Origin of the sequence: Galbibacter sp. BG1, assembly GCF_013391805.1 — a bacterium.
In the GTDB taxonomy this organism is placed as follows: Bacteria; Bacteroidota; Bacteroidia; order Flavobacteriales; family Flavobacteriaceae; genus Galbibacter.
The window spans coordinates 569,593-583,194 of record NZ_CP058364.1 but is presented as its reverse complement, the minus strand read 5'-3'; the positions used below and the strand labels follow the sequence as shown (position 1 = coordinate 583,194).

General features: G+C 37.0%; 14 protein-coding genes. 3 read left to right on the top strand and 11 right to left on the bottom strand.

Annotated elements, in window-relative coordinates; all coding sequences use genetic code 11:
* The first annotated feature begins 59 nt into the window (after positions 1–59).
* Positions 60–1,397, top strand: coding sequence for a PDZ domain-containing protein (locus HX109_RS02575; protein ID WP_178949655.1), 1,338 nt, complete (start codon positions 60–62; stop codon positions 1,395–1,397).
* A 99-nt stretch (positions 1,398–1,496) separates the two neighbouring features.
* On the opposite strand, the gene HX109_RS02570 is transcribed toward HX109_RS02575, so the two are convergent.
* On the bottom strand, positions 1,497–1,886 hold the full coding sequence (locus HX109_RS02570; protein WP_178949654.1) for a DUF1573 domain-containing protein: 390 nt from the start codon (positions 1,884–1,886) through the stop codon (positions 1,497–1,499).
* A 451-nt stretch (positions 1,887–2,337) separates the two neighbouring features.
* Here HX109_RS02570 and HX109_RS02565 point away from each other — a divergent pair, with 451 nt between their 5' ends.
* On the top strand, positions 2,338–4,995 hold the full coding sequence (locus HX109_RS02565) for a valine--tRNA ligase (protein ID WP_178949653.1): 2,658 nt from the start codon (positions 2,338–2,340) through the stop codon (positions 4,993–4,995).
* Positions 4,996–5,146: 151 nt separating this feature from the next.
* On the opposite strand, the gene HX109_RS02560 is transcribed toward HX109_RS02565, so the two are convergent.
* From HX109_RS02560 to rsfS, 8 genes are all read right to left on the bottom strand, one after another.
* On the bottom strand, positions 5,147–5,785 hold the full coding sequence (locus tag HX109_RS02560) for an SdpI family protein (RefSeq protein WP_178949652.1): 639 nt from the start codon (positions 5,783–5,785) through the stop codon (positions 5,147–5,149).
* Positions 5,775–6,044: an autorepressor SdpR family transcription factor gene (locus HX109_RS02555; RefSeq protein WP_178949651.1), complete on the bottom strand. Its 270-nt coding sequence runs from the start codon at positions 6,042–6,044 to the stop codon at positions 5,775–5,777. Before HX109_RS02555 ends, HX109_RS02560 begins: the two co-directional genes overlap by 11 nt.
* Before the next feature lie 96 nt (positions 6,045–6,140).
* Positions 6,141–6,401, bottom strand: a complete 261-nt coding sequence (locus tag HX109_RS02550; RefSeq protein WP_178949650.1) for an acyl-CoA-binding protein — start codon at positions 6,399–6,401, stop codon at positions 6,141–6,143.
* 2 nt (positions 6,402–6,403) lie between these two features.
* Positions 6,404–7,051, bottom strand: a complete 648-nt coding sequence (locus tag HX109_RS02545; RefSeq protein ID WP_178949649.1) for a phosphatidylserine decarboxylase family protein — start codon at positions 7,049–7,051, stop codon at positions 6,404–6,406.
* Positions 7,041–7,859 carry a phosphatidate cytidylyltransferase gene (locus HX109_RS02540; RefSeq protein ID WP_178949648.1) on the bottom strand — a complete coding sequence of 273 codons (819 nt, stop codon included), beginning with the start codon at positions 7,857–7,859 and terminating at the stop codon, positions 7,041–7,043. Before HX109_RS02540 ends, HX109_RS02545 begins: the two co-directional genes overlap by 11 nt.
* 44 nt (positions 7,860–7,903) lie before the next feature.
* Positions 7,904–8,512 (bottom strand): LUD domain-containing protein, encoded by a 609-nt coding sequence (locus tag HX109_RS02535; RefSeq protein WP_178949647.1) that lies wholly within the window; start codon positions 8,510–8,512, stop codon positions 7,904–7,906.
* Positions 8,513–8,632: 120 nt separating this feature from the next.
* On the bottom strand, positions 8,633–10,594 hold the full coding sequence (ftsH, locus tag HX109_RS02530; protein WP_178949646.1) for an ATP-dependent zinc metalloprotease FtsH: 1,962 nt from the start codon (positions 10,592–10,594) through the stop codon (positions 8,633–8,635).
* A gap of 116 nt (positions 10,595–10,710) precedes the next feature.
* Positions 10,711–11,076, bottom strand: a complete 366-nt coding sequence (rsfS, locus tag HX109_RS02525; protein WP_178949645.1) for a ribosome silencing factor — start codon at positions 11,074–11,076, stop codon at positions 10,711–10,713.
* Between the two features lie 102 nt (positions 11,077–11,178).
* On the opposite strand from rsfS, the gene HX109_RS02520 reads away from it, so the two are divergent.
* The gene (locus HX109_RS02520; RefSeq protein ID WP_178949644.1) at positions 11,179–11,910 is read left to right on the top strand and encodes a biotin--[acetyl-CoA-carboxylase] ligase; all 732 of its coding nucleotides are present in this window, start codon (positions 11,179–11,181) and stop codon (positions 11,908–11,910) included.
* A 146-nt stretch (positions 11,911–12,056) separates the two neighbouring features.
* Here the strand turns inward: HX109_RS02520 and HX109_RS02515 are convergent, their stop codons facing one another.
* Both HX109_RS02515 and HX109_RS02510 read right to left on the bottom strand, forming a co-directional pair.
* Positions 12,057–12,821: an ABC transporter ATP-binding protein gene (locus HX109_RS02515; protein WP_178949643.1), complete on the bottom strand. Its 765-nt coding sequence runs from the start codon at positions 12,819–12,821 to the stop codon at positions 12,057–12,059.
* Positions 12,821–13,558 (bottom strand): MlaE family ABC transporter permease, encoded by a 738-nt coding sequence (locus tag HX109_RS02510; protein ID WP_178949642.1) that lies wholly within the window; start codon positions 13,556–13,558, stop codon positions 12,821–12,823. Before HX109_RS02510 ends, HX109_RS02515 begins: the two co-directional genes overlap by 1 nt.
* Between the last annotated feature and the right edge of the window lie 44 nt (positions 13,559–13,602).

Sequence of the window (13,602 nt, the reverse complement as noted above, 5' to 3'; positions counted from 1 at the left end):
CTCGATATCATTAATTTTTAGTAACTTTAAGAGGTTCGGGCTACTTAGAACGCTGGATTATGGCTAATTTTAGAAAACATATCACCGGTTTTTTAATTATTGCCGTTTGCTTTTTGACCTATGGACAGGGAGGTTTTAGTATTAGGGATAACGATAAATTTGAAAAAATTAAGTTCGATTTTGTTAACAATCTCATTGTCCTGCCAATTCAAGTAAATGGTGTGGAATTGTCATTCATTCTGGATACAGGGGTTAACAAACCAATTCTCTTCAATATAACCGAAAGCGATTCCATTCAAATTAATAATACAAAGGAAATTTACATTCGTGGGCTGGGCAATGGAGACCCCATCAAAGCCATACATTCCGAAGGTAATATTTTTGAGCTGGGGCAAATTTTCAACTACAATCAAGACTTCTATCTCATAACGGAAAGCGCTATAAATTTCTCTCCTCGAATTGGCTATAAGGTGCATGGTATTATTGGTTATGATCTATTGAAGGATTTTATAGTGGAAATTGATTACAATGCTGAAAAACTAAAGTTATACGATCCTAATCAATACGATTACAGTAAATGCAGAAAGTGTGAAACCTTACCACTTACGGTTGAAGGTAGCAAAGCCTATGTGCATGCCAATATAAAGCAATATACGGCCATGGAAGAAATAGAAGTGAAATTGCTTTTAGATAGCGGTAGTTGTGATGCTTTGTGGCTTTTTGAAAATAATGAACATGAAATTACCGGCCCTATAAAGTTTTTTGATGATTTTTTGGGGTTCGGACTCAGTGGTCAAATACATGGGAAGAGAGCTCGTGTACAACGTTTTTCCCTTGCAGGGTTTGAGCTACCAGAAGCCAAAGTGGCTTATCCAGATGAGGAGGCTCTGCAATATATCAATCAATTAAGGGATAGAAACGGTTCTTTGGGATCTGAAATTTTGAGGAGATTCGATTTGGTTATCGACTATCACAACGAGAAAATAACCTTCAAGAAAAATAAAAATTTTAGAGACCCTTTTAAGTATAATATGAGCGGTATTGAGCTGCAGCATAACGGACTGAGAATGGTAAAGGCATTGATTGGTGACTACAATGGATTAGCAAAAAGGGATACGGGTAACGATGGTATAAAAGTATACCTGGAAAAGCAGTTTAATTTTGAGTTACATCCCGCTTTGGAGATTGCACAAGTAAGAGAGGGGAGTCCTGCTTCCGAAGTAGGGTTGCGACCGGGGGATGTAATTTTACAGGTCAACAATCGAAGTATTCATAACAATACACTTCAAGAGGTAAGCGAAATGATAAATGAAAAGGAAGGAAAAACCGTTCGGCTTATTATAGATCGGCAAGGTTCTGAGCTTAAATTTGCCTTTGAACTTCAAAAAATGCTTTAGAAAATAGAAAAAGCATGGTAAATAAATGTCACCCTGAGCTTATTGAAATTTACGAGTTGTAAAATTATGCTTCAATAAGCGCAGGGCGACAAGTAACTTTTATTTTCCAGCGCTATCACCAAGCACTGTTCCTTTAATTTTAATAGCAACAGTAGGTGTGTCTGCATTAGATTGTACCGTAATGGTTTTTCTAATAGGTCCTACTCGATTTGTATCGTACTTAACCTCAATAACACCAGTTTTTCCAGGGGCAATGGGATCTTCCGGTTTTTTAGGGATCGTACACCCGCAACTTGACCGTACATTGGAAATAACCAAAGGAACTTCACCGGTATTTGTAAACTCAAATACACGCACACCATCACTACCTTTAGCAATCTCACCGTAGTCAATTACGTCTTCTTTAAATTCTATTTTTGCAGTTTTGTCTTGGGCGGTAGCTGCAAAGCCAATAACCCCAACAAATAAAAGCATTAGTAATTTTTTCATCGTTTTATAGATTTAAGTGAATATCAAATTTAATTACTTTTAACCAACCAGCAAAATTTATTAGTGAAATCCACATTCCAAAAGCCGCAGGTCTATTGGAATGTGCTGATTGAACTAATCCCGACCTTCAGCGTCGGGATCTATTATTTTTTTTGATTTGTGTCGAATCCACATTCCAAAAGCCGCAGGTCTATTGGAATGTGCTGATTGAACTAATCCCGACCTTCAGCGTCGGGATCTATTATTTTTTTTGATTTGTGTCGAATCCACATTCCAAAAGCCGCAGGCGTATTGGAATGTGCTGATTGAACTAATCGCGACCTTTAGCGTCGGGAACTTTCACGGAAGACTATATTATCAAATTACCCTTCAAAAAAGCTTAAATGAGTTCTTTTATAATCCTTCGGATATAGCTACTTTTGCAGTCTTAATCCAAAAAGTGTTCCAAAATATGAATATTCCATCTAAGTACGACGCAAAATCGGTTGAAGGAAAGTGGTATGAGTACTGGACAAAGCATGAATATTTTCATTCAGAGCCAGACGAAAGAGAGTCATACACTATTGTCATTCCGCCGCCAAACGTTACAGGAGTATTGCATATGGGGCATATGTTAAACAACACCATTCAAGACGTTCTTATAAGAAAAGCACGTTTAAAAGGCCTTAACGCTTGCTGGGTGCCTGGTACAGACCACGCTTCCATAGCTACGGAAGCAAAAGTAGTGGCCAAATTGAAAGCACAGGGCATAAACAAATCAGACCTTAGTCGGGAAGAATTTTTAGAACATGCCTGGGAATGGACGCACGAATACGGAGGTGTTATTTTAGATCAGCTTAAAAAGTTAGGATGTTCTTGCGATTGGAAACGTACAAAATTCACGATGGATGACGACATGTCAACATCGGTAATAAAGGTTTTTGTGGACTTATATGAAAAGGGACTTATTTATCGTGGATATCGCATGGTTAATTGGGATCCAGAGGCAAAAACCACCTTGTCTGATGAAGAAGTTATTTATGAAGAACGCCAAGGACAGCTTTACTACATAACCTATTTAATTGCCAATGAAGACGGCTCTATTCCTTCGGAGGGATCTGGGGAGGCCATTACCATTGCCACCACGCGCCCAGAAACTATTTTGGGGGATACCGCTATTTGTATCAATCCAAATGATGAGCGTTATCAACACCTTAAAGGTAAAAAAGCCATTGTTCCTTTGGCAAATCGAGTGATCCCAATTATCGAAGATGAATATGTGGATTTGGAATTTGGAACCGGTTGCTTAAAAGTAACCCCAGCACACGATGAGAACGATAAAAATTTAGGGGATAAACACAATCTTGAAGTAATCGATATTTTTAATGACGACGCTACCTTAAATAGCAATGGCTTGCATTATCAAGGGATGGATCGTTTTGTGGTAAGAAAGGAAATTACAAAAGAATTAAAAGAAAAAGGATTTTTGGTTAAAACTGAAAATCATATAAATAAGGTAGGTACTTCCGAGCGTACAAAAGCAGTTATCGAACCCCGCCTTTCCGATCAGTGGTTCCTTAAAATGGAAGACATGGTGAAACCAGCACTGGATGCAGTGCTGAAAGATAAAGAGATCAAGTTATTTCCTTCTAAGTTTGAAAATACATACCGTCATTGGTTGGAGAATATTCGCGATTGGAATATCTCCCGTCAACTTTGGTGGGGACACCAAATTCCTGCCTTTTATTATGGGGATGGGGAGAATGATTTTGTGGTGGCGCCCACTTTGGAAGAGGCTCTGGAAAAGGCAAAAGCAAAATCGGGTAACAACAACTTAACTCTTACCGAACTTAAGCAAGATGAAGATTCCCTAGATACATGGTTTTCTTCATGGTTGTGGCCAATAAGTGTTTTTAATGGTATTAACGAACCAGAAAATAAAGAAATAGAATATTACTACCCCACCAACGATTTGGTTACAGGGCCAGACATTCTATTTTTCTGGGTAGCGAGGATGATTTTTGCTGGATATGAATTCCGGGATGAAAAGCCATTTACCAATGTATATCTCACCGGGCTGGTAAGGGATAAGCAAAGGCGTAAAATGTCTAAATCCCTAGGGAATTCTCCAGATGCTTTAAAATTGATTGAAGAATTTGGTGCCGATGGTGTTCGGGTAGGGTTGCTGTTGAGTTCTGCCGCTGGGAACGATTTACTGTTCGATGAGGCTTTGTGTCAGCAAGGAAAAAACTTCGCCAACAAAATTTGGAACGCTTTCCGTTTAGTAAAAGGATGGGAAGTGGCAGAGATCGACCAACCAGCATATGCAAGTACGGCTATTGCTTGGTATAAAAATAAATTTCAGCAAACGCTGGCCAATATCGAAGATCAATTTTCGAAATATAGAATTTCAGATGCTTTAATGGCTACCTATAAATTGGTGTGGGACGATTTTTGTTCGTGGTTATTGGAAATGGTAAAACCTGCCTACCAACAACCAATAGATGCAAAAACATACCAAGAAATTATCGGTTTGTTTGAGGAGAATTTAAAACTTCTTCACCCTTTTATGCCGTTTTTAACAGAGGAAATTTGGCAGTTAATGTCAGAAAGAACTCCAGAGGAGGCATTAATTGTTGCCAAGTGGCCCAAAGTTTCCGAAACCGATGATAAAATAATTTCTGAATTTGAGTTTGCCTCGGAAGTAATTTCAGGAATAAGAACCATCCGTAAAGAAAAAAATATACCCTTTAAAAATGAAATTTCTCTATCTGTTATAAACAACGATAAGGTTTCTGAATCTTTTGATAGTATTATAAAAAAGTTGGGTAATATCGACGTGCTTTCTTATGTAGATGAAAAAGTGGATGGTGCTTTGTCATTCCGCGTAAAATCCAATGAATACTTTATTCCGGTAAGCGGTGCCATCGATGTGGAAGAGGAAATTAAAAAAATAGAGGACGAGTTAAAATACACTGAAGGATTTTTAAAATCTGTTCAGAAAAAACTTTCCAACGAACGATTTGTAGCAGGAGCTCCAGAAAAAGTAGTGGCCATAGAAAAGCAAAAGGAAGCCGATGCACTTTCTAAAATAGAAACTTTGAAAGAGAGTTTGGCTAGCTTGAAATAAGTTTAAGCTAGAAGCTAGATGTATTTTTAGTATTTTCTTCAGGCCAATTTATTGTGTTTTTTAAGCTGACAATGGTATTTAGTTTTTTTATTTTGAGAATATGTAAATAAGAATTTATAAAACACTTCGTGGAACTCCATCTAAAGAATGCCTAAGTCTTTCTATAAAGTAAATAGGAATATAAAATAGGGACGAACGATATGGTTAGTATCAAAACGATAAACGCGCTTCTTGAGAATATATTGCTATATAGGAAGCTAATGGCAATAATGAGTATGCCGCCAATAATCCAAAGCCTGCCTGTTAATAGGTGTGTTTTTTTCCAAATGATATCGTTCTCCAAAGTCCAAGGTGTACGAACGCCAATAAAATAATTAGGTTTTATGGTTTGCATATAATTACCAAGTCCGGCAACCAAGACCCCGATAACGATATAAAGTCCATTTGTGTTTAACGATCCCTTTTCTATCGCAAAGATGATGTAACATGCCAGTGCGGACATAGAAATTACTAAGAAGAATTTTAAACTGTCGTATTTATTGCCCATTTCCTTAATACGCTTTTTGGGATCTATTTTAGGAATAGCCCATAGGATCAAGTATGTTAATAGGGGCAACAGGATTGGTATTAGTAAGACTTGCATTTTATCCCCGTACCTGTCCACTTCCCCTTCATAGTTAAAGTGTAAGGGTACTTCGGCAGGAAGATTTTGCCAGATAACGGCTAGATAAACAAAGGGTATTAGAATTATAAGTGCATATAGCCACTCAGGTAATTTTTTAGTTTTCATTTTCTTGGTTTTTTAAGGTTAGTATCCAATTTAGTAGATCATCTAAAATGGTAGTGTTGATGGAATAAATAATAAACTGCCCTTCTTTTTTAGCGTATACAAGGTCGGCCCTCTTTAAAAGCTCTAAATGATGGGAGATGCTCGGTTTGGAAATATTAAATTTTTCGGCGATATCGCCCGCGCTCATATCTTTTTGCTTTAAAAGATTTAGAATTTCCCTACGGGTTTTGTCATTTAAAGCCTTAAAAATCGCGTTCATTATTTAAATATTTAGATAAATATCTAAATATTATTTTAAACATGCAAATGAAATGAGATTCTATTCATTGAAATTATAAGGGAAATAGGGTAGTGCTTAAGATTTAAAGTACTCTTTTACCAAGGCTACGTAGTGCTCTTTGGCTTCATTTTCACTAAGGCCTCTTGCTTGGAATAAGGCGTTTGCTTTAAATGCATTTATAATGGAGCGTCGAGAGCTGGGTGGTTCACTGTTTTGAGTCGCTTTTTTATAGTAGGCATAGAGACGCAAAAGAAAATCTGCTGGAAACGCGTTTTCATAACTGTTTACGCGTTCCACGGCTGCTTCAAATTCTTTATGTAATTCTTCTTCGGTCATTTCTAAGACGCTATAATGTCGATACCTCCTTTTACTTTTTGATGAAGTGCCACTTTGATGTCGCTTCCGAGGGGGAGAAACAGGTCTACCCGAGATCCAAATTTTATAAATCCGCCATCGGCACCTTGTACTACCTCTTCGCCTTCTACTGCATAATTAACAATACGCTTTGCCATAGCTCCGGCAATCTGTCTATATAACACTTCTCCATAAACTGGGTTTTCGATAACCACAGTGGTTCGTTCATTTTCTTCTGAAGATTTCGGGTGCCATGCCACTAAAAATTTGCCAGGATGGTATTTGCTGTATTTTACAATTCCGCTAAGGGCATATCTCGTAACATGAACGTTTACAGGGGACATGAAAATAGACACTTGAAGGCGCTTATCTTTAAAATATTCTTTTTCAAAAACTTCTTCAATCACCACAACCTTTCCATCTACCGGAGCAATAATATTTTCATCGGTAACATTGGTAACCCGTTTCGGATTCCTAAAGAATTGAAGTATTAATACAAGAACAGCCAAAAAGGCTATCTGTACAGTTAATTTTAGCCAATTGACATCGATGTAAAAATGTGCTAAGATAATTCCAATCGCAGCGAAAATAAAGGCGATAGCTATAATTTTATAACCTTCTCTATGGAACATAATGAAAAATTTGAAGTGTTAAGTATGCAAAAGGTGCAGCAAAGATAAGGCTATCGAGTCGATCTAGCATTCCTCCATGGCCGGGTAAAATAGCACCACTGTCTTTTACGCCTGCCAATCGTTTAAATTTAGACTCTACCAAATCCCCTACAGAACCTGTAATAACTACTACAATAGTTAAAATTGTCCATTGTATCAAGTTGAGCTCTCCCGAGTATAAATATAAAATATAAGATGCGATTAAAGCAAATACCAAACCTCCTAAAAAGCCTTCTACAGTTTTTTTAGGGGATACACTTGGGAAAAGCTTGTTTTTACCAAAAGTTCTCCCCACTAAATAGGCAAAAGAATCGTTTACCCATATCAATATAAAAATACCGATAATTAAAGATTCTGCAAAATCGTCGGGTTCTTTATAAGGGATCATGGTAAGGAAAATACAGCCTCCGCCAATATATGAAAGGGTGAGTATAAATTTTTGTGCGTTGGAATAGATAATCCTCTTTTTCCAAAAGAGCTGTCTTGCCAAGATTAAATTAACCGTAATGCAAACAATTAAAAGGATGTTGCGGAGTATGGGTTGTTGCTCCAATTCCCCAAGGAGGTATATAAAAAGCCACCAAACCAACAGAAACGCCACGAAAATATAAAACCCACTTAATCGAATTATCTTTTTAAACTCGTAAATACAAATAATACCGAAGATTAAGAAGAGAAAGTCAAAAGCATCGTGACTTAAAAATACTGCGGCCAAAAGTAAAAAAACATAGATTATACCAGTTAAGGCACGTTTTAGAAGTTCTTTCACACAGTTAGGTTTTAATTTATATTAGTTTCCAGAAAACGCTAAAATTATAGGTCTTCCAGAAGCAGCAAATATAAGTTTTTTGAACTACTTCCGTAAGTAAGAAAATCATTTTCTTCTTTTATATTGAAGTGTTTTATGGTAGTAATGTTTGTGGGAATTTGATTCTTGTTTTTATTCTTAATACCTCTTAAACCTTCTCCAATGGTATCTACAAGCTGACTTGTAGTAGCGAAAATTATAAAATTATCGGGTAAGTCGTTGAGCTTACTCTCTTTAATTTGATTGGAAGATATAAGAATAGCACCATTGTCTGCTACCAAATTTTCGCAAGGCGAAAGTAAAATGGTCGAATTGGTGCAGTTGTTGGTATTTTTAAATTTAGAGTCCTTAAATATTTCATTTACTTTAGGATCTAAACAACATACTTGCTGGGTGGACCAATTATTCTCTGAAAGGATATTTTTAAAACAATCGTGAATTTCTGCTAGAGAATCGCAATAAAGAAATTTACCGCCATTTTTTTTGAAATTAATGGTAAACTTTTCATCGGTTGGAAGCTTAATTTCTGGCATAAACTTTCCTCTTTGATCAGCGCCAGTAGCAGATGCTTCTTTTTTTTGTTTTGATCCGAAAAGTTTTTTAAATAAGCTCATTCTTGTTTTAAGGGGGAATTATATTGTATTTTTTCGTCTACTCTATATAAAAATATGAAATTATTAAGTATAACGTAGAAAACAAGGGGAAATTTTATAAACTCCCCCTGTTTGTATGATTTATTGTTCTTCCACTTTTTCTTCCGCTTCAGGTTTTTCCTTTTCAAAAGGACGTTTCCCGAAAATTCGTTCCAAATCGTCTTTAAAGATAACCTCTTTTTCCAGCAAGCGGTCGGCAAGTTCTGTGAGTTTGTCTTTGTTGTTCTCCAATAAATTGATAGCACGTTGGTATTGCTCCTCAATTATTTTAGAGATTTCCTTATCTATGGTTTGCGCAGTCTCTTCACTATAAGGTTTCGAGAAGTTATAATCAGATTGACCGCTGGAATCGTAATAGGTTAAGTTACCTATTTTTTCATTTAAACCATAAATGGTGACCATGGCCCGGGCTTGTTTTGTTACTTTCTCCAAATCACTTAAAGCACCAGTGGAAATTCTGCCAAACATAACTTGTTCTGCTGCTCTTCCTCCTAATGCCGCGCACATTTCGTCTGACATTTGTTCTGGAAGCACAATTAAACGTTCTTCTGGTAAATACCAAGCAGCACCTAAACTTTGTCCTCTTGGCACTATGGTAACTTTAACCAATGGAGCAGCGTGTTCGAGCATCCAGCTAACTGTAGCGTGACCAGCTTCGTGGTAAGCAATGGTTTTTTTCTCGCTAGGAGTAATAATCTTGTTCTTTTTCTCCAATCCGCCCACAATTCTATCTACCGCATCCAAGAACGATTGTTTGTCTACAGCTTTTTTGCCATTTCTGGCTGCTATTAAAGCTGCTTCATTACAAACATTGGCAATATCTGCCCCAGAGAATCCAGGAGTTTGTTTTGCCAAAAACTCAAGGTCTAAGGTTTCTGAGGTTTTAATTGGGCGTAAGTGTACTTCAAAAATTTCTTTACGTTCCCTAACATCTGGTAAATCTACATAAATCTGTCTGTCAAAACGACCCGCACGCATTAATGCTTTATCCAGGATGTCTGCACGGTTGGTTGCTGCCAATACTATAACATTGGTGTTGGTGCCAAAACCGTCCATTTCCGTTAGCAACTGGTTTAAGGTATTTTCACGCTCGTCGTTACTGCCAGTAATATTATTTTTTCCTCTTGCTCTACCAATGGCATCAATCTCATCGATAAAAATAATAGCGGGAGATTTATCCTTGGCTTGCTTAAAAAGATCTCGAACCCTAGAAGCTCCAACACCTACAAACATTTCCACAAAATCTGATCCCGAAAGAGAGAAGAAAGGGACTTTTGCCTCTCCAGCAACTGCTTTTGCCAAAAGTGTTTTACCAGTACCTGGAGACCCTACTAATAAGGCTCCTTTAGGGATTTTACCTCCCAAGGAAGTATATTTTTCCGGGTTTTTAAGAAAATCTACAATTTCCTGAACCTCTTCTTTAGCACCTTCCAATCCAGCAACATCTTTAAAGGTTACCTTCATATCGGTTTTTTCGTCAAACAAGCGCGCTTTCGATTTTCCGATATTGAAAATCTGTCCGCCAGCACCTCCTGCAGCTCCGCCAGACATTCTTCTCATTAAAAATATCCAAATACCAATGATCACTACAAAAGGAAGAATGGAAAACAACAGTTCCCCAAAAAGATTCGACTCTTGCTCGTATTCTACGGAAGCCGCAAGATTGTCTTCGCTAATGGTATTGTTAATATCGTTTTCGAAGTTCTGCAAGTCCCCATACTTTAATTGGTACTGGGGTACCTGTGTAGAAGATGGTATTAGCGATTTGCTAAGCGCGTTTTTATGGATGTCTTTCTGTTGCGCTTCTTTCGTTAAAAAAACTTTCGCTTGCCTCGTGTTGGTAATAATCTGAATTTTACTAACATCACCATCCTTTAAAAACTCTTGAAGTTTTGCAGGTGTAATATCTGGCGGTGTTTGCCAGCTACTTCCTCCCGAAAAAAATTGCATACCTATAATAATAACCAAAATAGCACCGTATATCCAGTAAGAGCTAAATTTTGGTTTTTTAGGACTTGTATTATTGTTATTTTCTTTTGCCATTAATTCTTGTTCTTGTTCCGCCGTGAAAGGCATTATATTTCGAAACTTTTGAATCGAAAAAGTTTAATTATTTATTTCAACTGCTTGAATCTAAATCTTGAGAAAACTGCAAGTTATTAATTAGAAATAGCGGTTACCTTTGCATCGCCCCATAATCCTTCAATATCGTAATATTCGCGTACATGTTTTTGAAAAACATGCACAACCACATTCACGTAGTCCATAAGTACCCATTCGGCATTGTCGGTTCCTTCTACATGCCAAGGTTTGTCTTTAGCCTCACGGCTTACTATTTTCTGAATGGAATTTACGATGGCGTTTACCTGCGTATTTGAAGTACCGTTACAGATTATGAAGTAATCGCAAACCGTATTCTCAATATCTCTTAAGTCTAAAATATTTACATCTTTTCCCTTAACCTCTTCAATCCCTTTTAAGATAAATGTTATTAATTGATCTGCGCTACTATTCGTTTTTGCCATTAAAAATTTTTATTTTCACAAAGTTATTATTTTTTTAGTTTTTTAACTATTCAAAATGGTTCAAATTAACATAACATTACATATTTAATGTAGTAATTCTATATGAATTTAATCAAACTTGATGCCACCGATTCTACAAACTCTTTTTTAAGGCAACTGGCACAACACCAAGAAGTAAAAGATTATACTGTGGTGATGACCGAGCGCCAAGATAAAGGCCGGGGGCAAATGGGAACCACTTGGGTGTCGGAGCCGGGGAAAAACCTCACTTTTAGCGTGTTTAAACGTATTAAATATTTGCACAAAAGCGAGCAGTTTTATTTGAGTATGGCTGTGTCTTTAGCTATTTACGATGCCTTGAAATACTTCACAATCCCACAATTGAAAATTAAATGGCCTAACGACATTTTGTCAGTGAATAGTAAAATATGCGGAATTTTAATTGAAAGTGTGATTCAGAATGGAGAAATGACTGCGTGCATTATCGGGGTGGGGCTCAATTTAAACCAAACCGATTTCAAAGGTGTTACCAATGCATCTTCCTTAAAATCAATTACCGGCGTTCATTATAACAAAGAAGAAGTGCTTCAAAAAATTATTGAAGAAACAAAAAAATACGAAGATTGGGTTGCCGGAAGAGAGCTTTTTAAAATCAAGGAAAAATATGAGAAGTATTTATTCCGCAGGGATAAACCATCTACTTTTAAATTGCAGAATGGCCAACTTATAATGGGTTTTATAAAAGGGGTGGCCCAAAATGGGTGTTTGCAGATCTTAATGGAAGATGAGATTTTAAAGGAATTCGATTTAAAGGAGTTGAAATTGTTGTATTGATTTTTGGTGAAACTAAAAAGTTTAAAGTACAAAGTATTAAGTACAGAGTACTAAGAAAAAGTAGTGTGATCCTCTACCTTCATGCAAACCGACTACCTTATTTTAATAAAACCGCAGACTGTACGTGAACGTGCTTGAGCTTTGTTTTAAGCATCCTTAATATAAATTTCCCGTACTTTTTTAAACAGGTCAGAAGAATACACAAAACTGGTTACGGCTTCGTTTTCGGTTTTGAATATTTGTTTGTTGGTGCCTTCCCATTCCTTTAAGCCATCTTTTAGGAACACAATTTTTTCACCTATTTCCATCACAGAATTCATATCATGGGTGTTAATTACCGTAGTGATGTCAAATTCTTTGGTGATTTCCTGTATAAGTTGGTCTATAATAATGGCCGTCTTAGGGTCGAGTCCAGAGTTTGGTTCATCACAGAACAAGTATTTGGGTCGGTTTACAATGGCCCTGGCAATGGCTACCCTTTTTTGCATCCCTCCAGAGATTTCTGAAGGTAATTTGTGGTGGGCATCTACAAGGTTTACCCTTTTTAAAACTTCGTCCACACGATCTCCCATTTCATTTTTAGGGAATTTGGAAAACATTCGGAGTGGGAACAGCACATTTTCTTGAACGGTCATAGAATCGAACAGGGCGCTTCCTTGAAAAACCATCCCCATTTCTTGTCGCAGGTCCGTTCTTTGGTCTTCGTCAAGGTCGGAGTATCTCTTGTCGTTGTAGATAATTTGTCCTTCTTCTGGGCGGTGTAGCCCTAGCAGGCACTTTAAAAACACTGTTTTTCCCGATCCACTCTGCCCAATAATCAAATTGGTTTTACCTTTTTCAAAATTGGTAGAAATCCCTTTTAATATTTCAACCCCACCAAAAGATTTATGTATGTTTTCAACCTTTATCATTACCCTAATAGCATTTGAGTTAGTAAATAGTTGGCTATAATAATAGCCACACTCGTCCACACGAAAGACGATGTACTCGCCTTCCCAACTTCAAGTGCTCCCCCTTTCATATAAAATCCGTAGAAAGAAGGAATGGTAGCCAATATAAAAGCAAAGACCAATGCCTTAGTAAAGGCATAAACAACATGAAACGTATCGAAATCTATTTGAAGTCCTTTAATAAATTCTGCACTGGTGCTGTACCCACCTAAAACCACAGCCGACCATCCTCCTAAAATACCCATGTACATGGCGATGGCAATAACAAACGGATATAAAAGAAGAGCGATTATTTTTGGAAAAACTAAGTAGTTAAGAGAGTTTACACCCATAACCTCCAAAGCATCTATTTGTTCTGTAACCCTCATGGTGCCAATACTTGAAGTAATATAAGAACCAACTTTTCCCGCCATTATTATGGAGGTGAACGTGGGGGCAAATTCTAAAATAACAGATTGCCGTGTGGTAAAACCAACCAAGTATTTTGGAATTAAAGGATTGTCGATATTCAAGGCGGTTTGTATGGCAACCACCCCACCTATAAAAAAGGATATAAAAATAATGATTCCCAAAGAACCATAAATAAGATCGTCTATCTCCTTAAAAATAAGTTTTTTAAGCATACTCCATTTGGTTGGCCTGCTAAAAACTTCTTTTAGCATTATAAAGTATCTCCCAATATTTTCTAAGTATGTCATGCGTTCAAAATAGATCAGCTAAAGTAAAAAAATAAAATTACTTC

Coding starts and splice junctions, on each gene's coding strand:
- HX109_RS02575 (WP_178949655.1), top strand. CDS start 60: ATGGCTAATTTTAGAAAACATATCACCGGTTTTTTAATTATTGCCGTT.
- HX109_RS02545 (WP_178949649.1), bottom strand. CDS start 7,051: ATGTTCCATAGAGAAGGTTATAAAATTATAGCTATCGCCTTTATTTTC.
- HX109_RS02570 (WP_178949654.1), bottom strand. CDS start 1,886: ATGAAAAAATTACTAATGCTTTTATTTGTTGGGGTTATTGGCTTTGCA.
- HX109_RS02520 (WP_178949644.1), top strand. CDS start 11,179: ATGAATTTAATCAAACTTGATGCCACCGATTCTACAAACTCTTTTTTA.
- HX109_RS02565 (WP_178949653.1), top strand. CDS start 2,338: ATGAATATTCCATCTAAGTACGACGCAAAATCGGTTGAAGGAAAGTGG.
- HX109_RS02555 (WP_178949651.1), bottom strand. CDS start 6,044: ATGAACGCGATTTTTAAGGCTTTAAATGACAAAACCCGTAGGGAAATT.
- HX109_RS02550 (WP_178949650.1), bottom strand. CDS start 6,401: ATGACCGAAGAAGAATTACATAAAGAATTTGAAGCAGCCGTGGAACGC.
- HX109_RS02560 (WP_178949652.1), bottom strand. CDS start 5,785: ATGAAAACTAAAAAATTACCTGAGTGGCTATATGCACTTATAATTCTA.
- HX109_RS02515 (WP_178949643.1), bottom strand. CDS start 12,821: ATGATAAAGGTTGAAAACATACATAAATCTTTTGGTGGGGTTGAAATA.
- rsfS (WP_178949645.1), bottom strand. CDS start 11,076: ATGGCAAAAACGAATAGTAGCGCAGATCAATTAATAACATTTATCTTA.
- HX109_RS02535 (WP_178949647.1), bottom strand. CDS start 8,512: ATGAGCTTATTTAAAAAACTTTTCGGATCAAAACAAAAAAAAGAAGCA.
- HX109_RS02510 (WP_178949642.1), bottom strand. CDS start 13,558: ATGACATACTTAGAAAATATTGGGAGATACTTTATAATGCTAAAAGAA.
- ftsH (WP_178949646.1), bottom strand. CDS start 10,594: ATGGCAAAAGAAAATAACAATAATACAAGTCCTAAAAAACCAAAATTT.